Origin of the sequence: Aeromonas dhakensis (assembly GCF_000820305.1) — a bacterium.
GTDB classification, from domain to species: Bacteria; Pseudomonadota; Gammaproteobacteria; order Enterobacterales; family Aeromonadaceae; genus Aeromonas; species Aeromonas dhakensis.
Window position 1 is genome coordinate 50127 of record NZ_CDBH01000017.1, and the last position, 24859, is coordinate 74985.

Below are 24859 nucleotides of genomic sequence, written 5' to 3' on the forward strand. Positions count from 1 at the left end.
CGACCTCGAAGGTTAAACAGCAAGCCGCTGCAACAGACCCCGCAACGAAGGGCCCCGCCGCTTATTTTTCTGGCGTGCGCACCGCGCGGATCAGGATATTGCGGGGAGTCATGGGCTTGTCGCAAAACTCGCCCACTTCCACCCGGTAGCCCTGCTCCTGCAGGAAGAGGGCGCGATCCAGCACCAGCCAGAGCTCCAGCGGTCGACGAAACAGGTGACGCACCAGCTCCATGCGGGCGACATCGCCATAACGCGCCTCCCCCTTTGCCAGAAACCCGGCGTAGTCGAGGCTGGCCGGCAACACCAGCCCCTTTCGCTCGGCGGCCCAGCCACAGAAATCCTCGAAGGTGCCGGTCAGCAGGCTCTTTTGCATGTTGGGCACCGGCAGATATTCATCCACCCCGCGCACCTGGCGCTGCAGGCAGTCAAAGGCCAGCCGCCAGGCCACCTCCTGCTCGCGCAGGCGGGCGATGCGGGCGCCACCGGTGACCGTCTCCTGCAGCGGCAACTTCAGATCGCTCTTGGCAAGCTGCAGCGCACTGGCCTTGGCCGGGCCGGAGAGCGGGCGGTAGTGGCTGGTGCGGATCAGGTGATAACAGCAGGGGGAGAGGGTCACCCCCTCGGCACCGCGCGCCGCTACCTGTTCAATCAGATGGGTGTGCAGCTCGCCGCAGGCGTGCAGCGCCATGGCGTGATGGGCCGGAGCGATCAGCTGGGCGGTCTCATCGGCGAAGGCATCGGCACAGACAAATGCCATCCGGGCGCCGTCACGGGCGGCCAGCAGGCGCCCCTCTTCGCACAGGGGCGCCTGCAGCTCCAGGCTCAGCACCTCGGCCTGACGGTGCAGGGAGACCAGCCGCCCTAGGTGGCCCTTGCCTGCACACCACTCCAGATAGGGGCCGCGATGGGCGGGCAGGCAGGCGGTGAAGGCTTCAATCTGGGCCTGCTTGCGCCCCGGCATGTACATCGCCATGGTCCGCTCGCACGGGATGGGTTCGCCCGTCAGGGTCGGCAACGCACTCAGGGCATGCAGCGCCGAGCCCTGCGGGATCCAGGGGGCCAGCAGCTCGCACAGTGCGGGCATGTCGCCATCAAGCCGCTCAATCTCGGCCAGCGACAGGGCATTGAGCCGCTCGGCCAGCGCCGGCGTCGTCTTGGCAAAGGCGAGGTCAAGGTGATGATAGGGTTGATATTGCCACCAGTGCCGGGCTTCGCTCAGCAGTCGATCCAGTTGTTGAAAACGTTGAGCCAGCACGCGCGCCCCTGTTCTGCCGTCAAAATGGAGGCTCATTCTAGCGATCCCGCGCCAAAAAGCACTCTCATCCATGCTGCGCCGGCGTGGTTGTGCCACCATCCCCCAGCTTCAGCACGGGCAAAGAGAGCCCCTTAGGTCAATCCCTCCGGCCCGCCATAACCCTGCGGCGGGGCTTAGCCTGACAAAGAGCGGGGTTTTGTGGTATATTCCGCCCCTTCATTATCTTGGCCTGCCCAGCGCGGGCCATTTTACCAACGTGAATGGAACCAAAACATGACCATCAATGCCATCCTGCAAGCGCGCGCGGGCGCCAAGTGTGAACTGTGCGGTGCCGAACAGGCACTGACTGCCTTCGCGGTCCCCCACTCTCCGGCCAGCGATGATGATCACAGCGTTGCCCTGTGCGACACCTGCCATGGCCAGCTGGAGCAGCCAGAAACCACAGTGGTCAACCACTGGCGCTGCCTGGGTGACAGCATGTGGAGCCAGGTACCTGCGGTACAGGTCATGGCGTGGCGCCAGCTGAAAAACCTCTCCGCCCAGGGCGAGGTGTGGGCCCAGGACATGCTGGACATGATGTACATGGAAGACGAGACCAAGGCCTGGGCCGAAGCCGGCCTGGCCAGCGAGGATGACGACAGCGTACCGACCGTCGACTCCAACGGCGCCGTACTGGTCGAAGGTGACTCGGTGACCCTGATCAAGGATCTGGACGTCAAGGGGGCGGGCTTCACCGCCAAGCGCGGCACCCTGGTGAAGGGCATCCGCCTCACCAACAACCCGCTGCACATTGAAGGCAAGGTCAACGGCGTGCAGATCGTGCTGGTCGCCGCCTACCTGAAAAAGGCCTGATCGCCCTCACGAACCGATAGCAAGAGCGCCCCGCGGGGCGCTTTTTTTATGGCTGCCAATTGCCCTGCAGCGACCCTGTTCTGGCTTCGTAGCGTCGCAGCACAAGGCCCTACACCGGCATGCTGTCTGCCGTTATTTTGAGCGAAAGGTTGGTGTCATCAGCTACCCTGTGGCACTCTGGGGGTTCATGGACTGACCTACCCCGACACCGCGAGTGTCATCATTGCAAAAGGAGCACGCCAGATGGCCAAAGTCAGCAAGAAAGAGATCAAGAAGAAGATCGCCACCCGCCTCGAGAAAATTGCCAAGCACGAGAGCAAGATCAAGAAGCTGAAGAAAGCCCTGAAATAAGGGCCGACACAATAAAAAACCGCCAGTTGGCGGTTTTTTATTGGCTGGGTCACATCAGGCGGGCGCGGCCAAATACCCGGATTGAACTGCCGGGCTCGGGGGGGATCTCGGCGTGCAGGTGCGATGCCATCCCCATCTCCTCCCCCTGCAAGAGATCGATGATGCCACCGTGGGGCCAGTGCAGGTCCCGCAGGTAACCGGCAAAGGCTGCGGTGGCCGCGCCGGTGGCGGGATCTTCATAGACGCCACCATAGGCAAAGGGGTTGCGGGTATGAAACAGCTGCTCGCGGGCGGCGTGAACCAGCAAGATGGTGACCAGCCCCTCTTGTTGCATCAGGGTGCGCCCCGCGGCCATCTCGTAGTGCATGGCCGCCAGGGCCGCGCGGCTGTTGAGGGCCAGCACCAGATGATCGGCGCCGCCATGGATAAGGGCCGGCGGAATGCGGGGATCCAGATCAGCCCGGGTATAACCAAACAGCGCCAGCGCATCTCTTACCAACGCTGCGGGAGCGGGCTTGCTGCGAGTGGGCGGTGACTGCAATGCCGCCTGCCACTCCCCTTCCCCATCCAGCCAGCTCGATACCGAAATGGTGGCCTGATTGAGCTGCAACCCATACTCACCGGGGCCAACCCGGCGGCCCAGCGCCACCCCAAGGGCAATGGTGGCATGGCCGCAAAAAGGCACCTCGGCCAGTGGAGAGAAGTAACGCACCCGCCACTGCGACGCCGCCGTCCCGGCCGTCCCATCGGCAATGGCGAGCGGCGCGGCAAAGGCCGTCTCTGAAAAACCCACCTCGGCGGCGATGCGCTGCATCTCCTCGGCAGCGGGCAGCTGAGCACCAAGCCAGACCCCGGCCGGATTGCCTCCCGTCTCCCCAGAAGAGAAGGCGGCAATACGCACCAACTCGGGTTTCCACTGTGCTGCTGGCTCTGTCATGACTTGCTCCTGACGATGGCTGATAACCCTGGCCTGCCGACTGTGTTTGCACATACCGCAGGCCGTTTTTCATAAGATAGCGAGCCCGTCGTGGCCGGTAAATTAAATGGTACACGGGTGCCGCTTGGGCGCCGCAGAGCCGGGCGGCAGCAACTACCTTTGAGGCGTGTCTGTATAAGGTCCTGCAGTGGAGCACCCTATGTATTCTTACACCCTCACCTTCAAGGAGGAGGTCGACAAGCTGACCGCCCCCGAACATGAGATCGGCCTGCACAGCCCCGCCCAGGCCGGTGATTTCATCATCCTCTCCGATGGCAGCCGCCATCAGGTGATGTTCGTCACCCATCGTGCTCACTACAGCAGCCTCTACCTCGACAAGGGGGTTCGAGTGCCGCAGGGCTAGAGGAAAGCCATCAGCCGCTGCAGACAACCAAAGCGCGGCTCCTGGCCGCGCGTTGAACGTTCCGGGCAGATCAAGGGATATCAGAGCACCTTGATCACCGGCTGATGCATGATGGCGACCTCGTTCTGATAGACCACCAGCTCACCCGGCGGCATGCCCTGCTCACCCAAAACGGTCACGGCGCACTCGTAGCGGTAAGGGCCGCTGGTGAATTGAAAGGTGTGGTTGCCTCCTGTGCCCTCCACCCTGACGGTGCCATTGCTGAGCACCAGGTCCGGTTTGTCGCTGAGCGCCTTGCCCTTGGCCCAGGAGGCGTAGCGATAGCGGCCATCCCCCAACTCGTCGATGCGAATGGTAAATTTCTCGGTCTGCCACATCAGCTCGGGGCGTTTGTACTCCCGCAGGCCGGGATAAAGATCGCTTTTCTGTTTGGCGACAAGCTCGGCCTTGCGTTTTGCAGCCTGCGCCGTCTGATGATTGATACCGATCACCTTGCCATCGAAATCCAGCCACACCTCGCCACTGCCGAGCATGATGCCGCGCCAGCCCATGGCCTGCCAATCCTGCCCGGCCCGGGAGCTGGCGATGCGCTTTAAAATGGCCTCATCAAACACCTCGTCGAAACGGGCCACCATCTCGGACGAATTATTGATGACCGGGATGGGATACTCCTGCTTGAAGGGGTACTTGATCTGGCGGGCCAGCGCCTGCTGATCCCGCGCCTTGGCGGCATCGATCACCCGCTGCACCAGGGGCTGATACTCGGCGGCGAGCTGCGGCTTCTCGGCGTAGGCCGGCATCATAGCCAGCAGCCAGCCCAGCAGCGACACCAGCATCAGACTCCCCCAACGAAGCGCCATTTTCCCCGGCGCTTTGCCTTTCTCACCAACAGCCCACTGCACCTTGTTCATCTCATCTCCTTCAGTGGCTTGCAGCCTGCCCTGTTCATATCGTCATTCAGGGCGCATCCGGTAACCAATATTCATAGAAATCTGTTTCAGCATGCTTGGGGTTTGGCCCAAGATATCGCCACCCGCAGCGTCGATAGAAACGCAGCGCACGCAGGTTGAGGCGGCTGACCGACAGCACTGCCCGCCGGCAACCGGCCTGCTGCATTGTGTGGGCAACGTGCTGGAGCAGCAATGCGGCCAGGCCCTGTCCGCGCGCCTGCGGCGTCAAATAGATCAGGTGAACGTAGCCGCTATCCGGCTCGGATGAAGAGGTACGAAATTCCAGCTGCCCTACTATTTCGCCACCGCGCCATACATGCAGATAATGCCACTCCCGGCTGGTCAGCCTCGTCGTCATCCGTTCCCGATAGCCCGCCAGGAACGCGTCAAATCCGTCGTCGCGATGGAAGCTGCACACATAGGCGTCCCGGCGCGCTGCCACACAAAACTCATAGTCACGGGCCAGATTGACCCTGTTGAACGCGAGGTTCATTCACCATCCTTGTCATAGCGCTTGCTTATCATGGTCTGAACCGAGCTCAGGAGCATTGGATGACATCAGTCAAATGCATTCTCAGCATCTCTGATGGTGGAAGATATCAGTTTTTCGAAGATTTCCATTTGTCCGGCAGGAATAAGCTGAGATTGCATCAATCTACGTTTTTCCGGACCAAAACACCGTTCGGCCACCCAGCCAATCAAATAAACCAAGGAGAGGCAGCCGCCTGCCGTTGCAATATTTCCTTGCACTACCAGGGGAGAGTCTTGAACATCTCCCCCCATCTCCAGCAACCGGGCTTTGGCTGCAGGGTTGGTTGTCAATTTCTTTCCCTTCAGCAAACCCAGTTCATGCAATATGAATGAACCTGCGCATATTGAGCCAATCAGCTGCCGCTGCGGCTCCAGTCGCAACGCGGACATGAACTCATGGTCCTGCAGCGCGGCAGGGATGCCACGCTGCCCGCTGGTGATCAGCACCACATCCTGATCACGGGCTTCCGTCACATGTCCATCCGTCTTTACGTTGATACCCAGTGCAGAGCCATGCTCCGGTTTGGTTCCCAGTATTTTCACCGACCAGCTATCTTTGCTTCTCCCAAGCAGGTCATACATCAAGAAAAAATCCACATCGGTGAAATCATCAAATAAAACAATACCAACCTTGTACATGGCTACCCCGCCCTCCCGTGCAGATAATCAGATGGATATGTAACGCGCCGCATGAAATATCGCGTCATGTCGCCTTGAGGTGCTTTTTTACCTTCTTCAACGCCATAGTGCGCTTGCGCGGCGAGAGATAATCGATAAACAGATTTCCCTGCAGGTGATCGATCTCATGCTGCATCACGACGGCCAGGAAATCGCAGCTCTTTACCGTGATCGGGACGCCATGACGATCCAGCGCCGACACCCCCACTGTGCTGTAACGTTCGACGTCGGCGTAATAATCGGGCACGGAGAGACACCCCTCTTGCCCAAGCGCCGGTTCAGGACCGCTTATCACTTGCGGATTGATCAATACCAGCGGTTGATCCCTGTTCTTTGACAGGTCGATGATGACGATGACCTCCTTGCGCCCCACTTGCGTGGCGGCGAGACCAATACCATTGTCGGTGGCATAGAGGGTCTCCAGCATGTCATCGATCAGGCCTTGCACGGCCGCAATATCCTCAACCCGCTCGGCCTTGACTCTCAACCTGGGGTCGGGAACCGTTAAAATATCCAGCCTTGCCATCAATACGCTCCCTCAACCATGGGCACCCCATGACTCTTCCCTCGTCACCGGTCGGGACAAGGAGACGAACGCCGGCTCCTCCGCCACCACCTGATAACCGAGGCGCCGATAAAACCGCATCGCCCCCTGATTAGCGGTAAAACTCGACAGGGTCACCCGGTGTCTCCCCTCAGATGCCGCTTCGCGATGCAGCCGCGCCATGACGGCCGAACCAAGCTGCCGGCCCTGATGGCGAGGGAAGATGATCAGCAGATGGACGTGCAGCGCATCCTCGTATGGCTTGCAGCAGAGCAGGCCGACTCGCTCCCCCTCTACCAGGATCCACGAAAACCAGTGCGGCTCATATTCGCTGGTCAACCGCGCGCGCTGCATCTCGTCATCCCAGCCAAACACTGCCTCGACATAGGGAAAGATCCCCTCTTTGACGGCCGCAAAGCGCTGTTCACACTCACTTGGCGGGATCCCTGCCAGTGTTATCTCCATTTCATCCCTCTGATCTGTTCGGCGCCATGACGACCAATGCCCCCATCACAGCCCCCGCGATGGTGACGATGCTGCGGGGTTTGGCCCCAATATTGATTTTCATTTGGATATCTTACTAAACAATCTGGAGATGAAAAGGTTGCAGGTACAAACCGGTGGCAATAAGTGTGATGAGACGTCCCTCGTCGGAGGATGGAGGAAAGCAAATCAAGGGGAAGATGACAGGGGATAGCGTCCGGTGCGGCACCGGGCATGGGAAGAAATCGGGCCAACCGTGGGCCCGATGGGTTTAAGGGAGGCTCACCTCCTCCATAAAAATCAGCCGCAGCGGCTCTGCCAGCAGAACCTCGGCCTGGGCGGCAAAGGCCAGGAAATAGTCCGTCTGGCAGTGACTGTCCAGCGCGGCCTGATTGATGAACGCCTCGCGCATGTAGAAGGTGCCCGGCTCCTCCTGCAATTCAAACAACACGTAATCCAGGTTGCCCGGCTCGCGCCGCGTCGGCGCAATAAGCTTGAGCAGCTCGCGGCGCAGTTGCTCTCTCATGCCGGTGCGGGCCTTCAGCACGGCGATAGACACCAGTTTGTCTGTCTCTTTTTTCATCCATCCTTCTCCGTTTTACATCGTCAACACACTAGAGAGTGCAGCCTGGACAGCTATTTATAGTGCCGGATGCCCCCCATCAGAAGTTGCCCAGTGTAGGCAGGACGGTGGAGGCCATATAGGGGGGCAGAATGAACACAGTGTTCACCACGCCGTGCACAGAGGAACAAACGAGCGGGAGGGATCATTGCGCAAAGGGTGTCAACGTGACCCGCCAGGAGGCGGCACGGCTTACAACCCCCTGGCTAAGGGCTAAGGGTCTGCAGACCAGGATTCAACATCAAGGCAATAGGTGGTGAAAGGGTGTTCGCCCAGACGTGTTTTCCTCACCCAGATGGCCCGTCTGGCGAGGGAGCGGTAAGGCGGGCGGGTATCCAGCAGGTGAAAGAGGATCGACCGATGGCCAAGCTCCCTCGCCCACCCCATCATCTCGTTGAAAATCACCACGCCGCTTCCCCAGCCGGCCCTGGCGAGCACAATGGCAAGCTCCACCCCCTCGTCATCGGGCTGGATGCCGCACCACCCCACCAGGGTGCCGTCGAGGAAGATGGCACGCACGCGGCAGCCTGGCCGGGCGTCGACTCCCAGCTTGTACGCCATCCAGTCGCACACCCCGGCCACATCGAAAAGCGGGTGAGGGATCAGGTGCTTTCGCAGCCTCTCGTCGTTGAGCAGCGGCAGAAAATCCTCTGCCCTGACAGCAGAAAAGGGGCTGAACACCATGGAAGTCTCTCTCATTGCGCGAATAGGCGCCCCTAGTAGGGGCGGCCATCCTTGTGTCTGGCTGACCAGGCGCCATCGGCACCCTGTACCAGGGCCAGATCGTCATCGGGATAGTCGACAGTGTCCCCTGGCAGCCTGTCCCCCACCTCGAGATAGACGGCGTCCACTTCACCGTGGTTGAGCAACTGGTGGGCCAGGCCGCTGCCGCCCTTGAAGCCGATGCACTCCCCCGGCGACATCCGGTACTCCTCCTCCCCGTGGCGCAGGGTGGGATTGCCCGAGAGCACATAGACGAACTCGTCCTGCAGGCCGTGATGGTGCTTGAGCGCCGAGATGGCCCCCGGTGCCAGGGTCGTCAGATTGACCCCGAAATTGGCGAGGCCGAAATGATCCCCCAGCCTGCGCCGGGTGCGGTGCTTGACCAAGGAGGCAAAGGGCTCCGGATAAAGGGACTTTGCCTTGTGCTCGGGGATGGCCGCTGCCTGAATGGCGCGCTTGTCAGTCATGTTCTGATCCTCCCTGTGAATGACGTCTCGCTTTATAGCCTGCTCCTTAGCGGCGAAACATGGGCAGGGGGTTGAAGGGGGGTCTCACACACCATGCCATGCCCGGTTGCAGCAAACGCCGGTGAAATCCTCCCCTGTCACCCCTTTGAAGGGAAACATGATCGCCTCCACCCACGGCAAGGGGTGTTCCATATGCATTCAACTTCCCCTGCTCCTGCCCGATGCCCGCCTGACCGATTGCCGCCAGATGGCAAAGACTCGCTGATTTTCGTTTGGCTATCTTAATTGCACACCGGAAAATGGGAAGTCGTGTTGGCAACATCACCAATGGAATGAAGAAGATGGCCCGCGATCACTGGGAAGCGCCCTCTTCCAGCGGCCCGGGTATGGAGGGGCGCCAGCACATGCAGACCCGGTGACTAGAGCACCTCAATCCTGACCTTGATAAGCCCGGCGCGGGGATTGCCGATGGCGCTGAACGCCGCCTTGGAGAGATCGATGATGCGCCCGCGCGGGAAATTGCCCCTGTCGTTGACCCGCACCACCACGCTCTTGCCGTTGGCGAGGTTGGTGACCCGCACCATGGCACCGAAGGGCAACTCCATGTGGGCGGCGGTGTTGGCGTGGCGCTGATAAGGCTCACCGCTGGCGGTGCGCTTGTTGTGGTAGCGATCGGCGTAGTAGGAAGCGAGCCCCGTCTCGCTATAGCCGCGCCAGCTGCCGCCATGGCTCTCGTCATAGCGACTGCTGCAGGCGGCCAGCAGCACGGTGAGCGACAGCAGCAGCCCCTTTCGCAAAAATTGCCCCTTTTCAACCATGTGCCTTGTCCTTGCTCCCCTGCGGGGTTGTCGATGCCAATGAAGCGGTAGCGGGCATGAGCGAACCGGCGTGGTGCCGGCCAGCCATGGCCGCGCCGCTACTTTGCCACAGTTTCCAAACAAAACGGGAGGCCAAGCCTCCCGTTTTCATACCTCGTCCGTCAGCCTCTGTCAGGCGATGAGCTTGTCGTCGGCGAAGCCAAAACCGCGCAGGCCCACTACATGTACGTGCTCGTGCTTGCCCTGCACCTTGCGGATGAGCTTGTAGGTGGTGCCCTTCTCGGGGCTGATGTTCTCGGGCGCGGCGATGAGGAGCTGCATGTCCTGCCGCTCGCACAGCTCGAACAGGGTGGCGATGGATTTGCCATCCAGCCGCGCCGCTTCGTCGAGGAACAGCAGGCGGCAGGGGGCTATGTCCTTGCCGCGCAGACGACGGGACTCCTCCTCCCAGCTGATCAGCACCATCAACAGGATGGCCTGACCGGTACCGATCGCCTCGCCGGTGGAGAGCGCGCCGCTTTCGGCCCGCAGCCAGCCATCGGCCCCGCGCTGCACCTCGATCTCCAGCTCCAGGTAGTTGCGATAGTCGAGCAGCACGTCGCCCATCACCTGATAGCTGCGATCCCCCTGCTCCACCTGAGGGTTGAGGCGCTGGAACAGCTTGGCCATCGCCTCGGAGAAGCTGAGCTCCTTGTCGGCGAACAGATCGTTGTGCATGGCGGTTTGGTCAGCCAGCGCCGTCAGCAGACGGGTGTGAGCCTCGCGAATATTGACGTTGAGGCGCACCCCGCGTACCAGACCGAAGGCAATGTTCTGCAAGCCCTGGTTGAGCACCCGGATACGGTTCTGCTCGCGGCGGATGATGTTGGTGATCTTGGCCGCTACCTCGTGAGAGGAGAGCGACAGATGGGTTTCCCGCTGCTTGAGCTCGTCGGCCAGACGGGCCAGCTCGATCTCCATCTCCTCGATGGCCTCCACCGGATCATCGGAGCGGATGATGTCATTGCGGATGCGATCTTTCAGGTAACGGTAAACCTGAATATAGAAGGCCACCTTCTGCTCGGTGCTGCGGTTGCCCTCCGACAGGCGCAGCGCATCACGCAGGGCCTCGTCGTGGGCCACCGCCACCCGCAGGGCGCCGAGGGCCTTGTCCGACATGGAGCGCAGCTCGTCGCTGTCAAGGTACGCCAGCTCGCGCTTGTTGAGGCGCTTCTCGACGTCAGTCTCCCGCGCCAGCCGCACCACCCGCGACCAGCTCGCCTTGTGACCCACCAGGGATTTGCGAGCGCCATAGTAATCCTTGCCTTCCAGCTTGAGACGACCGCCGAGAGATTCGATCTCGCGCTTGGTGACCTGCAGCTGGGCCTCGGCGCTGGTGCGACGGGAACGGGTGCGGATCAGCAGCTCTTCGATCTCTTTCTTGTGGGCGCGCGCCTTCTCTTCCATGTCGTCAGAGAGGGTCAGCCCCATGGCCGCCAGCTCCTGCTCGAACTCGGTCAGGGTCTGGCGCTTGGCCTCGACGCTGGAGTTGAGCGCGGTGCGCAGCTGCAACGCCTCGGTGTGGCGCTGGGCAATCTGCTTGTGCTGCTCGCCAGCGGTGCGGGCGGCAAGCTCGGCGGCTTTGAGCTTCTCTTTGAGTCGCTCGCTCATTTCGGAGGCCTTGCCCAGCAGGTCTTGCGCATCCTGATAGGCAAAGTGCGGCAGGCGGGCCACCAGCTGATCGAGGGCGTAGCAACGGCGCTTCTGCTCGGCCAGCAATTCGTTGGCTTCGTCAAACGCCGCCTGTAGGGCAGAGAGATCCTGCGGATCCTGACGCAGCACCTGCACCATGGTTTCCAGCTTCTCGAGCGACTTGCCGTGCTTGGCGATAAAGGCTTCGGCCTGTTTCAACGCTTCCACGTCAGCGTGAGCCGCCTCGAGGCGGGCAGCCAGCTCAGTCTCTGCAAACAGGTGGGCAAAGGGCAGCATCCCCTGCACCAGCTGGATATGGCGAGTCAGCTGGGCGGCGGCCGCTTTGGCCTCTGTCAGCTGCTTGTTGCACTCGGCGATGGTCTCTTGCAGCTTGCGCTGCTCGGCCTGTTTGGCCTGCACTTCCGCTTCCGGGTCGGGGCGGAAGGCGATATCCAGATGCTGGCCGATAAAGTCGCGGAAGTGACCGTAGAGGCGGTGGTACTTCTGCTGCTCGAAGGCGGCCTTGGCGTAACCCTCGATAAGCTCTTCGCGCTCAAGGTCGAGCTGTTCGATCCGTTTTTCCCGGGCGGCGCGGCCAAACAGCGGCAGCTCGGGGTAGCGGGAGAAGCGCACCTGACGCTTGCTGGTGCGCACCAACACGGCGTCACCCAGCTCGTCCGCTTCCACCAGATCCTCGTCAAAGGAGTCGGGGTTGCCCTGAATGAGGTAGATATCCTCCGGGCAATCTTCCAGCTTTTTCAGCCGCTCGATGGCGCCTTCCAGGTCGAGCACCACCAGGGCGCTGCGAGCCGGGCCGTAGAGGGCGGAGTAGTAAGGGGCATCGTCGATGGAGATGTCGTCATAGACATCGGAGAGCAGCACGCCCCCCACCTGTTCGGCGATGCGGGCAAGACGGGGATCCGCCTCACCGGCCCCCAGCTGCAGGTTGCGAATTTGCAGCTCCAGCGCCTGTTTCTGCGCCGCGATGCGGTTGCTCTCCTGCTCGAACTCGCGCTCCTTGTCGAGCACGCTCTGCATGCCGGAAGAAAGTTCTTCGGCGGTGGCGAGCGGCAGCCCACTCTGCTCGCGCAGCTGCTCAAGTTTTTCGAAGGATTTCAGCCAGCGCGGGGCCAGCTTGGTGAGCTCCGCGATATCGCGGCCAAGCTGAGTGCCCTGATGCTCGAGGCTGGCACGGCGCTGATTGACCTCGGCCTGTTGCTCGGCCAGCTCCTCCTGACGGGTGCGCTGGGCTTCGAGGAAGATCTCCAGCTCATCGCTGCTGGCAATCAGCTGGCCAGAGGCCTGCTGCAGCTCGTCACGCAGCTTGAAGAGACTCTTCTGGCTTTCGCTCTCTTTCTCGAGGCGAGCCAGCGCGGCGCGCAGCCCCTGCCCCTGGGCGATGCGGGCCTTGTCTTCGATATGACGCTTGAGCAGTGCCTGGGCGGTGGGCCAGGCAGCCTCGCGAGCGGTTTCAGGGGCAATGTTCAAAAGCAGCGCCAGCGCCGCTTCGTGCTCGGCCACCGCCGCCTTGGCCAGCGCCAACTGCTGCTCGGCCCCCAGCACCCGGCTGGTGAGGCTCTGCTCGGCGGCGCGGAACTGGTGCAGGGTGTCGCTCGCCTGTTCGGCGGTCAGCCCCGGCAGCTCGCACTGCTCGCGGGCGTTTTCCAGCGCCTGCACCGCCTGACGGTACTGGATGGCACGGGTCTGCTGGATATCCAGCGCCTGCTGATAGTCGGCCAGCTGGGTCTTGAGGCTGTCTACCTCTGCCTGGGCCAGCTCCTTGCGCTCTTCCACCTCCAGCAACTGGCCGTGGATCTCCTCCACCACCGCCTGCTGCTGTTCGAGTTTGTCAGAGAGATCCGCCAGATCGGCGCGGTACATCTCGATCTTCTTTTGCAGTGCCACGGCGGCCATCACCTTGGCCAGGTGCTCGGCGGCGGACTCCAGCTCGTCGGTCAGCAACTTCTCGCGGTTGGTGAGCTGTTCTACCTCGTCGGCCAGATAGATGGCACGCTGCTTCTCTTCGGCCAGCAGGCGGCGCTTGCCGGCCAGCTCGGCACGGGCCTTGAGGGCCAGCTCGGAGAGGCGGTTCTTCTCGGCGGCGTTGCGCACGTAATCCGCCGCCACATAGTGGGTGGTCTCGGTAATGAGGTTCTTGAACAGATCCCGCTGACCCTGGGTCTCCTTGATCGCCTCCAGAGTGCGGCGGTTCTCGTAGATGGCCGCCTCCATGTCCTGGAACGCCTTGCGCACCCCGGAGTTTTCCGGCAGCAGGTATTCGCGCAAGGAGCGGCTGATGGACGAGGAGATGCCGCCGTAGAGGGAGGCCTCGATCAGACGGTAGAACTTGCCGCGATCTTTTTGATCACGCAGCTTCTTCGGGGTGATGCCGAACTCGAACATGAAGTTGTGATAGTCGGTCACCGTATTGAACTTGGCGACCTTGATGGCGCCAAGCTCCGCCGCCGCCCCTTTCAGATCGGCGAAGGCACGCACCCGCCCCTTGCCGTCGTCGAGCTTCTCCAGCAGCAAATCGGTGGGCGCCAGATTGTCCGGCACATCCACCAGCGCAAACGGGGTGATGTTGACCTTGTTGTCACGGTTGGCCACCTGCTCCAGGTGCACGCCGACCCAGATCCGCTGCTCACGGCTGTTCATCACTTCCAGCAGCGAATAGCAGTGGCCGCGCTGCAGCTTGCCGTAGAGCCCCTTGTCACGGGAGGCGCTGCTGGAACCCGCCTCCGTGGTGTTGCGGAAGTGAAGCAGGGACTGGTCGGGGATGAGGGCCGCGATAAAGGCCGCCATGGTAGTGGACTTGCCCGCACCGTTGCCGCCGGAGAGGGTGGTGACCAGCTGGTCGAGATCGAAGGTCCGGGCGAAGAAGCCGTTCCAGTTGACCATGGTCAGGGATTTGAACTTGCCTCGCACCTTTATACCTCCAGATCCAGTTGTTCTTCATCGAGGTCCGCCTCGATGTCATCAAACAGCGAGTCGCTGCTCGGCATTTCGTCGTCGTGGAAGATGGCCTCCCCCTCCTGGATCATCCGCAGCTGCACGGCGCGCGGATCCTCATCGGAGCGCACGTCCGCGGCGAAGCGGAACACCGACTCGTTGACCCGGAATTTGTCACTGTTGCCAAGGGCGGTGATCATGCCAAGGCGGCGCAGGCGGCGCATGGAGGTGCGGATCTTCTCCAGCAGTTTCTTCTTGTCCAGATCGGTGCCACCGGAGCGGCTGTTGACCATCCTCAGCAGCTGCTTCTCGTCGGCCAGGCTCAGCACCTCTTCCTGCAGCTCGCCCATGGCGAACACCCCTTCCGAGGCGAGCCGATCCGGGCTCAGGTAGAGGTAGCAGAGTACCTTGCCCACCAGCATGTCGAGCTCGGAAAGGACTGTGGTGCCGATGTCGGCACTCGGGCGCGGGCGTAGGTAGAAGAAGCCTTCCGGCGCCTTGATGAGTTCCACCTGATAGCGGCCGTAGAAGATCTCCAGCTCCTGGTGATACTCCACCAGCGCCGAGTGCTGCTCGAACTCATCGGCACTGATGTGGCGACCGGAGCGCAGGGCGGTGTCGATGCGCGGAAACAAGGGATTGGCAATCGCCTCTGCGAGCCGCAGCGGCAAGGGAAACTCAGTATTGATCAATGACATAGGCCTGAACCTTGGATCCAGCTTGGTTAATGGGTTTCCATGCGGGCTGACGATGCAGCTGGTGCTCGCCGCTGGCATGGCCCAGGCGCACGGCCTGGTCGATCAGAAGACGCGCCACGTCGAAGTGGGCATGGGCCGGGTAGTCCAGCAGATATTCGCGCAGCACGTCGGCCAAATCCAGCTGCTGACCCTGCTCGGGATAGCGGGCCAGATAGCGCTCGATACGCTCGGCCAGCTCCTGGTTGATGTCCACCATCTCCATGTATTCCATCTCGAGGGGCACCTCGCCGGTCACCTCCTCGTCGTGGATGGCGATGGTTTCGTCGCGCAGTTCCAGCAGGCGGGGCTCTTCGGCCACCCGCAGCTGCCAGTTGTGCTGATCGAAGTTGCGGATGGATTCGCGCAGCCGCTGGCTGAAGGCGCGGTTCTTGTCCATGTCGATGGCATTGCGGATGAACTTGTGGACGTGCCTGTCGTAGCGGGCCCACAGCTCGATACACTGCTGGCCCCAACTGGTGATGACGTCAAGGCGCCCCTGCAGGGCGTGGGTCAGCTCCTCGACGTGGAACAGATCCTCGCGCCCCTGGGCGGCTTCCTGAATGTTGAGCAGGCCCGCCTGCAGGCGGTGGCCGGCGGCGTCCAGGGTATCCTGCAGCTCGCGCAGGGTCTGGCCGGTCTCGTGCAGCAGTTTTTCGCAGCTGTGGATGGCATCGACCCAGTTCTGGGTCAGCAGGGCCGCGATCTCGCTTTTGACCTGATTCTGCTGCTCATCCATGGCGCGCTGGGTGAGATCGATGCGTCCCAGCGTCTCTTCCAGGGAGAAGGTGAGGCGCGGCAGCACCTCGGCATCCCACTGCTCGCGGGTGTTGGTCTCGAGCGCCGCCTTGCGGGCGGTGTCGAGCTCGGCCGCCAGGTGCTCGAGCAGGATGGAAAGCTTGATGGAGTCGACCTGGCGCTGATCCATAAAGAAGTCGACGATGCTCATGCCAAGACGCGACAGGCGATAGAGGCTCTCCCCCGCCACCATGTCGGTGTTGAAACGCGACAGCAGCTGCTGGCGAATGAGATCGTTGATGGCGTTGTTGGCGCGACCGGTGAGGGTCTCATCCATCTGGCCGAAGGCATTGCTGACGTAGCCGAAGGCATCGTGCAGGGCCGCTTCCGACAGGTCCGACTCATCTTCGGACAGGGTCTTGATTGCAATCAGAAAGGCCAGCCGGTCGGTGGGCAGGCTCAATGCCAGCCCCTCCTGCCTGACCCATCCCACCATCTCTGGCAGGGTACGGGATGTACTCATCATGACGTTGTCATCTCGTTGTTGTATTGGGCGCAAAGCCTTGCGCGCGGCTACATCCGGTAGCATCGAAAAAGGGGGCCTCAGCCGGCGGGTTTCTGCGCCATCACGTGGATATAGCGCCCCAGGGAGATAAACGGCTCCTGCCGGCAATATTGCTGCTCCATGGCCAGCAGATCGTCGAACTTCTCCAGCTGATCCTGCTTGTGGCGCATGTAATCGTGGATCACCCGCACCCCGGTCTTGCCGATGATCTTGAGCCCGCCCCGGCCAATCCAGTCATACACCTGCTCCGGCAGCTGGGGATTGGTGGGGGTCAGCGCCGTCTGCCGCTTCTTGCGAAGACCCAGGCGCACATAATCAAAATTGCCCACCACCAGGCTCTGGAACAGCAGGCCGTGGCGGTTGTAGAAAAGCAGCGACAGTATGCCCCCGGCATTGACGAAAGGGAACAGACCGAGCAAGGTCTGGCGCGGCTCGGCGAGCCACTCCAGCACCGCATGACAGAGCACCAGATCGAAGGTGCCGGTCACGTGTTGCTTCAGATCCTGAATGGGACAATGGATGAGACGAATTCTGTCTTCCAGCCCCTTCTCGGCGATCTGGCTGCGGGCCAGCGCCAGCATTTCGGCGGAGAGATCGCACAGCTCCACCTGATGGCCCATGGCCGCCAGCTTCTGGGCAAAGTAGCCAAACCCGCCGCCCGCATCCAGGATGCGCAGAGGCCGGTTGCCAAGGCGGGCCAGGCAGGCTTCGATGTCGCTCCAGACCACTGTGGTGCGGATGCGCCCCTTGGTGGAGTCATAAATGTTGCGGGCGAACTTGTCGGCCCGCCCGTCGAAACTCTGATCGTGCTTCAAGGAGAAACTCAACTATTGCGCCACAGGGTTGTGGCCATCCCAAAAAAGAGAGGTATTCTGTCACATCCCGAATTTGCTGAAAACTCAAGGAACTCTCTGCCGTGTTTGTGCTTAAAAAGTGGCTAGGTCAGCTGCTGATGCCGCTCCCCTTCTCCGTCACCCTGCTGTTGCTGGCGCTGCTGCTGCTCTGGTTCACCCGTTTTCAGAAAACCGGCAAGCTGCTGGCGACCCTGGCCCTGCTCATCGTCGCCCTGATGGGGATGCGGCCGGTGAGCTACCAGCTGGCCCGCCCGCTGGAGCAGACCTTCCCCCCCTTCGAGGTGAGCCAGCATCCGGACATCGAGGCCATCGTCGTGCTTGGCAACGGCCATGTGAGCGACCCGGCCGTCCCTGAGCGCAGCTGGCAGAACAACATCGCCCTGGCCCGCACTCTGGAGGGGGTACGGCTGGCCCAGGCTTATCCGCAGGCGGAGCTCATCTTCTCGGGCTATGTGTCGGGGGATCCTCTCTCGAACGCCGAGGTCAACGCCCGCATGGCGGCAAGCCTCGGCATCCCGCGCTCGCGGATGACGTTGTTTGAAAACAACAAAGACACCCACGACGAGGCGGTCAGCATCAGCCAGCATCTCAAGGGCAAGCGGGTGGCGCTGGTGAGCTCGGCCACCCACCTGCCGCGGGCCATGGCGCTCTATCAGGGTCAGGGACTCAATGCCGTGCCGGCCCCCACCGACTACACCGCCAAGCAGAGCCAGGTGGTGCAACCCCTCTACAGCTACCTGCCCAAGGGGCGCTATCTGATGTATTCCGAGGCTGCCATTCACGAATGGATTGGGGTATGGTGGGCCCGTCTGCGGGGTCAGGTCACCGATTGAGCGATCGAGCCTTTCATTCCTGATTTGGATCAGGAAAGCGAAAAAAAATTACGTCATTTGCCGCCGGGTCAGCTATCTTGGGCTCGGTTCAATTCATATAATGTCGCGCAATCAAATGCCTAGGAGATATAGAAGATGAGACAGCACCTGGTAATGGGTAACTGGAAACTGAACGGCACCAAGGCTTCCGTCGAAGCACTGATCAAAGGACTGACCCCGGCGGCTGCCGCTCATCCTTCTGTACAAGTCGCCGTCTGCCCGCCGGTTATCTTTTTGGGTCTGGTTGAGCAGCTGACCGCCGGCAGCAAGATTGCCTACGGTGCCCAGAACGCCGACGTTCACGAGTCTGGCGCCTTCACCGGCGAGAACGCTCCGTCCATGCTCAAAGCCTTCGGTTGCACCTACTCCCTGGTCGGCCACAGCGAGCGTCGTACCCTGCACGCAGAGACCGACGAGGTGGTTGCTGCCAAGTACGAAGCCATCCAGAAAGGCGGCCTGATCCCCGTGCTGTGCATCGGTGAGACTCTGGCCCAGTTCGAAGCCGGCACCACCAACTCCGTGGTCGAAACCCAGCTCAAAGCCGTGATCGACCGTTGCGGTATCGCCTCCTTCGAGAACACCGTCGTGGCTTACGAACCGGTATGGGCCATCGGCACCGGCAAGACCGCTACCCCGGAAATCGCACAGGCCGTGCACGCTCACATCCGCCAGTACCTGGCCGGGTTTGATGCCGCCGTGGCTGCCAAGGTACAGATCCTGTACGGCGGCTCCGTGACCGGTGCTACCGCTGCCGACCTGTTCGGTCAGCCGGACATCGACGGCGGCCTGGTAGGCGGTGCGTCCCTGAAAGTGGACGACTTCTCCCAGATCATCGCTGGCGCGGCCAAGTAATCGGCTGCCTTGGAGGGGGCGCTTGCCCCCTCCTGCGTATCGCTTTTCCTATGGCAGCCAGCGCATCCCATATGAAAGCCGATATAGTAAAAGTGGCTTGTCTCATTTAACCCTTTCGTATTCGACAACTCAGATCCAGAGGCACTCATGACCAAACAAATCAAACGTATTGGTGTTTTGACCAGTGGTGGCGACGCACCGGGTATGAACGCAGCCATTCGCGCCGTGGTGCGCGCCGGCCTGCATCATGGCCTGGAAGTCTACGGCATCTATGATGGCTACCTCGGTCTGCACCAGGACCGTATCGTCAAGCTGGAGCGCCACAGTGTCTCCGACGTGGTCAACCGTGGCGGTACCTTCCTCGGCTCCGCCCGTTTCCCGGCCTTCAAAGATCCGAAAGTGCGCGCCGAAGCGATCGAGAACCTGAAAAAGCACGGCATCGACGCCCTGGTGGTGATCGGCGGTGACGGCTCCTACATGGGCGCCAAGAAGCTGACCGAAGAGGGTTTCCCCTGCATCGGCCTGCCGGGCACCATCGACAACGACATCGCCGGTACCGACTTCACCATCGGCTTTGACACCGCCCTCAACGTGGTAGTGGATGCCATCGACCGTCTGCGCGACACCTGCAGCTCCCACCACCGCATCTCAGTGGTCGAGATCATGGGTCGCCACTGCGGCGACCTGGCCATGTCTGCCGCCGTCGCCGGCGGTGCCGAGTACGTGATCGTGCCGGAAGTGGCCTTCGACAAAGAGAAGCTGCTGCAACAGATCAAGGAAGGGGAAGCCAAAGGCAAGCGCCACGCCATCATCACCATCTGTGAGCATGTCACCGACGTGAACGCCTTGGCCAAGGATATCGAGGCCATGACAGGTCGCGAAACCCGCGCCACCATCCTGGGCCACATCCAGCGCGGTGGCTCCCCGACCGCCCGCGATCGCATCATGTCCAGCCGCATGGGCGCCTTCGCCGTCGAGCAGCTGCTGGCCGGTCAGGGTGGTCGCTGCGTCGGTATTCAAGGCAACGAGATGGTGCACCACGACATCATCGACTGCATCGAGAACCTGAAGCGTCCCTTCAACCAGGAGCTCTACGATCTCTCCACCACCCTGTTCTAAGCCCCGCTTGTTCAGGCTGTTGTGACAAAAAACCCTCCGCTGGAGGGTTTTTTATTGGCGTGGGCCACCTGCCGGCACGCCCGCTCCCATTCTACCCTCTGGCCATGTCTGCCGTTATCCCCGCCCATGGCTCCCTGCCTTCCCCTTGCCTCTTCAGGCCGCCCGGTCAGGGCGATGCAGCCAGCAAACCTCCCCACCTGCCATTGACTCACAGCGAAACCAGGGCCATCGCGCTGTGCAGTCAGCTCACCCTCCATGCCATCAAGTGGCCATGTACCTGCCATCAGCAGCCCCCATCGAGCCGCCAACATGCCGTGAAAAGAGTCGAACAGGGTCGGTTCAATGGCTGCACGACTGCCATCAACCGCAGGATTTCTGCAAATTTGCGAGAGTGCTGCCGCCAGAAGGTGGCGTCACTACTGGGAAAAATCCCCGGAGCACGAAAAGAAATGCTGGGGGTAGGGAAAATGGGGCTGACAGCAGTCCAAACCATGCCAGACTCACTCCATCGCCAGCAAAACTGTCTGCTTTTGCCGACAAAATTTTAAAAAACCAAAAAAGCCTCATATAAAGCCCTGTATGGAACACAACAAGAATAAAGATAATTCATTGATTTTATTGAATAAAAACACCATAAAATCCTATGGAAAGCCCAGCCACCATCTTGAAGCTGATAAAACAGCCTTAGATTTATAAAAATGACGCTTTCGAGCGCTACGCGACAACTATGGCCACATAAACACACTTTACTATTGTTTTACTGCGCAATTGTGGTATCTTGGTTCCATCATCAGTCAGCCAAGGGAGACAATAATATGAAAGAGTTTGTGGTTACTGCCGTTTTCACCGTGTTTTTCACTCTGGTTGCCGTCTCTCTGCCGTCGCTGTCACAGCTTTGAGCCGGTTGGTTGCCCACTTCGTGATCCGCATGGGCAACGACAGGCACCAGTGCGCTGGTTAATTCACCGCATTCAGTCATTTTTGGTCGTTTCATTGAAAATGAGTGCAGACAAGGTGGTTAGCACCAGTCGGTGTATATAAACAGAGCTGTCGTGCTACGGCAGCGTAAATAGGGGGAGCCAGTGGCTCCCCCTGTTGCATTTGTGTCTGCGGGATTTACTCTTGCCCCCCTGCCCGTCACAATATCCGCTGGATTCGCCATGCAGGAATTACCATGACACAGGATGCGCTAAGCCATTGGCGTCGTGATCTTCATCGTCTGCCCGAAGCGGCCTGGTGTGAATTTCGTACCAGCTCCCTCATCGCTCACCACCTCAATGAACTCGGTTTCTCCATCATGCTGGGTGACAAGCTGCTGGCCAGCAACCTCATCATGGGACGCAACATAGACGTGCAGGCCCAGAAGGAGCGAGCCCTGCGCCAGGGCGCCCATCCAGACTGGCTGGGCCGGATCGAAGAGATAACGGGGGTGATGGGACTGTGGGACAGCGGCCGACCGGGCCCGACCCTGGCCTTTCGCTTCGACATCGATGCGGTGGAGGTCGAGGAGAGCCAGGATGAACTGCATCCCCCCAGCCAAGAGGGGTGGCACTCGCGCAACCCCGGCTGGATGCACGCCTGCGCCCATGACGGCCATACCGCCATCGGGCTGGTGCTGGCCGAGCGCATCGCCGCCCTCGCCGATCGACTGAACGGCCGTATCAAACTGTTCTTCCAGCCCGCCGAAGAGGGGTGTCGCGGCGGCAAGGCGCTGGCCGCCGGTGGCCAGCTCGATGACGTGGATGCCCTGCTGGCGCTGCACATCGGCATTCATGCCAACAGCGGCGAGCTGGTGGTCAATCCCACCGAGTTTCTCTGCTCCACCAAGTTCGACGTGGAGTTCATGGGGCGCGCCGCCCACGCGGGGCTCGAGCCCAACGCCGGCAGCAATGCGCTGGCGGCGGCCTGCATGGCCACTACCGCCATGCTCGGCATCGCCCGCCACCGCGACGGCATGACCCGCATCAACGTCGGCCAGCTCCATGCGGGCAGTGGCCGCAACGTGATCCCGGGCCATGCCCTGCTGCAGGGAGAGACCCGGGGCGCCACACCGGCCCTCAACGACTACATGTTCAGCCAGGTGCAGCAGATGGTGGAAGGGGCGGCCATGATGCAGGGCGCCACCTACCTCATTCGCAAACAGGGCGAGGCCATCGGCATCGACAACAGCCCGGCCCTGCTCGAGGAGATCATCCCGCTCGCCCAGGCGCTCAAGCTGGAGACCATTCACACCCGTCGCTTCGGCGCCAGCGAGGATGCCGGTTTTCTCATCGAGCGGGTGCAGCGAAACGGCGGCCAGGCTGCCTACTTGATCCTGGGGGCCAATCTGGCGGCGCCCCATCATCACCCGGAGTTCGACTTCGACGAAGCCGTGCTGGCGCCCGGCGTGGCCTTGCTGGAGTCCTGGTTGCTGGCCCGCCTCGGCCGCTAGCAAGAGCCGGATACAAACAAGGCAGCCCGCGGGCTGCCTTGTTTTTTTCATTTCCCCTGCTCAGCAGAGGAAAATGGCGTTCCTATTCGCCCAGCACGATGGCCGAAAGGTGGGCGAAGTGGTGGATCTCGTGGGTCGCCTCGCTCGGCCCATCCTGACGGGCCGGGTTGTACCAGCAGGTCGCCAGCCCCTGGGCCGCGGCGCCGGCAATATCGGTCTTGGGGTTGTCCCCCACCATCAGCACCCGCGCCGGACTCGGCTGTCCCATCAGTGCCAGCGCGTGCTGGAAGATGGCCGGCGCCGGCTTGGTCACCTGCACCTCATCCGAGATCACCAGCGGTTCGAACCAGGCCTGCCAGCCCAGCTTGTCGAGGCGCCCGCGCTGGGGCAGGCTGAAACCGTTGGTGATGATCCCCATCTTCACCTTGCTCTTCAGCGCCTGCAGAGTCTCCTCTACCCCCTCCAGCGGCACGCTCAGGGTGATGATCTGCTGCAGGAAGGTGTCATTCATCGCCATCGGCGCCACGTCCACCTGCTCGGCAAAGAGGGAGAAACGGGTCTGCTGCAGGTGGACGGCATCGATCTCGCCGGAGTTGTACTGCTGCCAGAGCCGATGGTTGAGGGCATGGTACTCCGCCATCTTGGGCGGAGTCGGCGTCACGCCGTAAATGTGCAGTGTCTGCTCCAGCGCCTGAGCGACCGGGAAATCGACCAGGGTTTCATCCAGATCGAACAACACCCAGTCATAACTTGGTTCTTTCACGGGATCCCTTACTGTTCTGGTTGATCAAGTTCATTGCGCCGCCCCAGCGGGCCGGCCAGCAGTTCCAGCGTCAATCTGACCCCGAAACCAGTCACCTCGCTGCTGACTACGCCATTGCCGCCCTTGTTGCGAAAGCCACTCAAGTCGAGGTGCAGCCAGGGGGTCTGGGCAGGCACGAAACGGCTGAGGAAGCGGGCCGCATCGATGTGATCCGGCGAGGCGCCGGGCGCACACTGTAACAGATCGGCCCACTCGCTATCGAGGTTGTCGTCGTAATCCTCATCCAGCGGGAAGGGCCAGACTCGCTCACCGCTGCGCTGACCCAGGCTGATCAGCTCGCTCAGCCACTGGGGCCGGTTGGTAAAAGCGCCACTGTAGCGGCTGCCGAGCGCCCGCTTGCAGGCCCCGGTCAGGGTGGCGTAGTCGATCAGCAGATCCGGGTTGTCCTGCACCGCCATGCTGAGGGTGTCGGCCAGCACCATGCGCCCCTCGGCATCGGTATCCACCACCTCGATGGTGGTGCCATTGAGGGCGGTCACCACCTCCCCCGGCCGGTAGGCGAGCGGCCCTATGTGGTTCTCGGCGATGGCGAGCCAGCAGTGCACCTCGTAGGGCAGCCTGGCCCGGCTGATGGCGTGAAGCGTGCCCAGCGCCACCGCGCTGCCCCCCATGTCCAGATGCATGCCGTACATGCTGCCGGAAACCTTGAGGTTGTAGCCGCCCGAGTCGTGACAGATCCCCTTGCCCACCAGGGCCACTCGCCGCACCGCATTGGGTGGACAGTAGCTCAGCTTGACCATGGCGGCCTGGTTGTCTTCCGAGCCGCGAGCCACCGCGATGAAGGCACCGGCCCCCTGCTCGGCCAGCTGGGCCTGATCGTACTCATGCCACTGCCACCCCTCGCTCTGAGCCAGCTGACGTACCCATTCGCGGTAGCTGCGGGCGGTCAGATCGGAAGCGGGCGACACCGCCAGATGGCGGGCGATACCGTTGCCCTCGGCCTCGGCATAGATCCGCGCCAGATCCAGCACGCAATTGGGAGAGACCGCGATCTGCTGATAGCGCCAGGGATCTTCGCTGCGATGCTTGTGGCTTGGCAGCGGCACGTTGGCTGCCAGCAGGGTGGCCAGCGCCAGTTCGGCCAGGAGAGTGGTATCGGCCTCGTCAAACCCTTCCAGATGCAGCCCCAGTCGCTCAATCTTGAGCCCGGCCAGCGGCGCAACCCAGCTGCGCACCTGCTTGTAGAGGGCATGATCACGAGAGGGACGGGCCGGCAGGAAGACCAGCAGTTGCAGGGTATTGTGCAGCACCAGGCTGTAGGGGGCTTTCTGCCCCAGTGCGATCTGGGCGCTGACGGCGGCAAGCTCGGGCAGGGCCAGCAGGCTCTCGCGCCGCTCTTCGGCACAGATCAGCAGGTTGGCGGCCAGGCCATTGGTGAGGACGGCAGAAAGGCTGGCGTCGTGAATGTCGATCTGCGGCGGCAGATAGGTAAATGGTTGCATCATCGGGCAAGGCCCTCGTCCATGAAGAGATACCAGAGATGATACCCAACAAAGCGGGGTCACAGCCAGATTGCACTTGAAAATCAATATCAAGCGTGAAGGCGACACAAAGCAGAAAGACCGCGCAGGCGGCTGGATGACAAGCTAGAGGATCAAGGTAATAAAGAAGGAAAGTTGGTTGCGGGGGCCGGA

At 61.5% G+C, this 24859-nt stretch carries 23 protein-coding genes; 6 read left to right on the forward strand and 17 right to left on the reverse strand.

The window, feature by feature from the left end:
* Window positions 1-61: 61 nt before the first annotated feature.
* The gene (locus BN1143_RS01820) at window positions 62-1291 is read right to left on the reverse strand and encodes a methyltransferase (RefSeq protein WP_042049442.1); all 1230 of its coding nucleotides are present in this window, start codon (window positions 1289-1291) and stop codon (window positions 62-64) included.
* Window positions 1292-1528: 237 nt separating this feature from the next.
* On the opposite strand from BN1143_RS01820, the gene BN1143_RS01825 reads away from it, so the two are divergent.
* Window positions 1529-2107, forward strand: a complete 579-nt coding sequence (locus BN1143_RS01825) for a PhnA domain-containing protein (protein WP_042049443.1) — start codon at window positions 1529-1531, stop codon at window positions 2105-2107.
* Window positions 2108-2507: 400 nt separating this feature from the next.
* Here the strand turns inward: BN1143_RS01825 and BN1143_RS01830 are convergent, their stop codons facing one another.
* Window positions 2508-3395: a PhzF family phenazine biosynthesis protein gene (locus BN1143_RS01830; protein ID WP_042049444.1), complete on the reverse strand. Its 888-nt coding sequence runs from the start codon at window positions 3393-3395 to the stop codon at window positions 2508-2510.
* 199 nt (window positions 3396-3594) lie between these two features.
* Here BN1143_RS01830 and BN1143_RS01835 point away from each other — a divergent pair, with 199 nt between their 5' ends.
* Complete coding sequence (locus tag BN1143_RS01835; RefSeq protein WP_042049445.1) at window positions 3595-3798, forward strand: hypothetical protein; 204 nt, start codon at window positions 3595-3597, stop codon at window positions 3796-3798.
* Between the two features lie 80 nt (window positions 3799-3878).
* Here BN1143_RS01835 and BN1143_RS01840 read toward each other — a convergent pair whose 3' ends face one another.
* From BN1143_RS01840 to cmoM, 13 genes are all read right to left on the reverse strand, one after another.
* Window positions 3879-4709 carry a hypothetical protein gene (locus BN1143_RS01840; RefSeq protein WP_042049446.1) on the reverse strand — a complete coding sequence of 277 codons (831 nt, stop codon included), beginning with the start codon at window positions 4707-4709 and terminating at the stop codon, window positions 3879-3881.
* A gap of 46 nt (window positions 4710-4755) precedes the next feature.
* Window positions 4756-5241: a GNAT family N-acetyltransferase gene (locus tag BN1143_RS01845; RefSeq protein WP_042049447.1), complete on the reverse strand. Its 486-nt coding sequence runs from the start codon at window positions 5239-5241 to the stop codon at window positions 4756-4758.
* Window positions 5242-5306: 65 nt separating this feature from the next.
* Window positions 5307-5918 (reverse strand): DJ-1/PfpI family protein, encoded by a 612-nt coding sequence (locus BN1143_RS01850; protein ID WP_042049448.1) that lies wholly within the window; start codon window positions 5916-5918, stop codon window positions 5307-5309.
* A gap of 64 nt (window positions 5919-5982) precedes the next feature.
* Window positions 5983-6483, reverse strand: a complete 501-nt coding sequence (gene def, locus BN1143_RS01855; RefSeq protein ID WP_042049449.1) for a peptide deformylase — start codon at window positions 6481-6483, stop codon at window positions 5983-5985.
* Between the two features lie 12 nt (window positions 6484-6495).
* Complete coding sequence (locus tag BN1143_RS01860) at window positions 6496-6966, reverse strand: GNAT family N-acetyltransferase (RefSeq protein WP_042049450.1); 471 nt, start codon at window positions 6964-6966, stop codon at window positions 6496-6498.
* Window positions 6967-7255: 289 nt separating this feature from the next.
* The gene (locus tag BN1143_RS01865; RefSeq protein ID WP_042049452.1) at window positions 7256-7567 is read right to left on the reverse strand and encodes a putative quinol monooxygenase; all 312 of its coding nucleotides are present in this window, start codon (window positions 7565-7567) and stop codon (window positions 7256-7258) included.
* A gap of 252 nt (window positions 7568-7819) precedes the next feature.
* Complete coding sequence (locus tag BN1143_RS01870) at window positions 7820-8305, reverse strand: GNAT family N-acetyltransferase (protein WP_042049453.1); 486 nt, start codon at window positions 8303-8305, stop codon at window positions 7820-7822.
* 17 nt (window positions 8306-8322) lie between these two features.
* Window positions 8323-8796 carry a cupin domain-containing protein gene (locus BN1143_RS01875; protein ID WP_017780162.1) on the reverse strand — a complete coding sequence of 158 codons (474 nt, stop codon included), beginning with the start codon at window positions 8794-8796 and terminating at the stop codon, window positions 8323-8325.
* A gap of 419 nt (window positions 8797-9215) precedes the next feature.
* A complete protein-coding gene (locus BN1143_RS01880) occupies window positions 9216-9614 on the reverse strand; it encodes a septal ring lytic transglycosylase RlpA family protein (protein ID WP_017782929.1) in 399 nt (132 codons plus the stop codon).
* 171 nt (window positions 9615-9785) lie between these two features.
* A complete protein-coding gene (mukB, locus tag BN1143_RS01885) occupies window positions 9786-14213 on the reverse strand; it encodes a chromosome partition protein MukB (protein ID WP_042049454.1) in 4428 nt (1475 codons plus the stop codon).
* A 2-nt stretch (window positions 14214-14215) separates the two neighbouring features.
* Window positions 14216-14935 (reverse strand): chromosome partition protein MukE, encoded by a 720-nt coding sequence (mukE, locus tag BN1143_RS01890; protein WP_005300522.1) that lies wholly within the window; start codon window positions 14933-14935, stop codon window positions 14216-14218.
* Window positions 14916-16235 carry a chromosome partition protein MukF gene (mukF, locus tag BN1143_RS01895; protein WP_005300519.1) on the reverse strand — a complete coding sequence of 440 codons (1320 nt, stop codon included), beginning with the start codon at window positions 16233-16235 and terminating at the stop codon, window positions 14916-14918. The genes mukE and mukF overlap by 20 nt, the downstream gene beginning before the upstream one ends.
* A 77-nt stretch (window positions 16236-16312) precedes the next feature.
* Entirely contained in the window at window positions 16313-17089 is a 777-nt protein-coding gene (cmoM, locus tag BN1143_RS01900) for a tRNA uridine 5-oxyacetic acid(34) methyltransferase CmoM (protein WP_005300517.1), read from the reverse strand.
* A gap of 101 nt (window positions 17090-17190) precedes the next feature.
* On the opposite strand from cmoM, the gene elyC reads away from it, so the two are divergent.
* From elyC to BN1143_RS01920, 4 genes are all read left to right on the forward strand, one after another.
* Window positions 17191-17961 carry an envelope biogenesis factor ElyC gene (gene elyC / locus BN1143_RS01905; protein ID WP_042049455.1) on the forward strand — a complete coding sequence of 257 codons (771 nt, stop codon included), beginning with the start codon at window positions 17191-17193 and terminating at the stop codon, window positions 17959-17961.
* A gap of 135 nt (window positions 17962-18096) precedes the next feature.
* The gene (gene tpiA / locus BN1143_RS01910) at window positions 18097-18852 is read left to right on the forward strand and encodes a triose-phosphate isomerase (protein ID WP_042049456.1); all 756 of its coding nucleotides are present in this window, start codon (window positions 18097-18099) and stop codon (window positions 18850-18852) included.
* A 147-nt stretch (window positions 18853-18999) separates the two neighbouring features.
* Window positions 19000-19971: a 6-phosphofructokinase gene (gene pfkA / locus BN1143_RS01915; RefSeq protein WP_005300508.1), complete on the forward strand. Its 972-nt coding sequence runs from the start codon at window positions 19000-19002 to the stop codon at window positions 19969-19971.
* A gap of 1174 nt (window positions 19972-21145) precedes the next feature.
* Window positions 21146-22402: a M20 family metallo-hydrolase gene (locus BN1143_RS01920; protein ID WP_005300504.1), complete on the forward strand. Its 1257-nt coding sequence runs from the start codon at window positions 21146-21148 to the stop codon at window positions 22400-22402.
* A gap of 82 nt (window positions 22403-22484) precedes the next feature.
* Here the strand turns inward: BN1143_RS01920 and yjjG are convergent, their stop codons facing one another.
* Together yjjG and BN1143_RS01930 are read right to left on the reverse strand one after the other, a co-directional pair.
* A complete protein-coding gene (yjjG, locus tag BN1143_RS01925) occupies window positions 22485-23165 on the reverse strand; it encodes a pyrimidine 5'-nucleotidase (RefSeq protein WP_042049457.1) in 681 nt (226 codons plus the stop codon).
* An 8-nt stretch (window positions 23166-23173) separates the two neighbouring features.
* Window positions 23174-24670, reverse strand: coding sequence for a M17 family metallopeptidase (locus tag BN1143_RS01930; protein WP_042049458.1), 1497 nt, complete (start codon window positions 24668-24670; stop codon window positions 23174-23176).
* Window positions 24671-24859 lie beyond the last annotated feature (189 nt).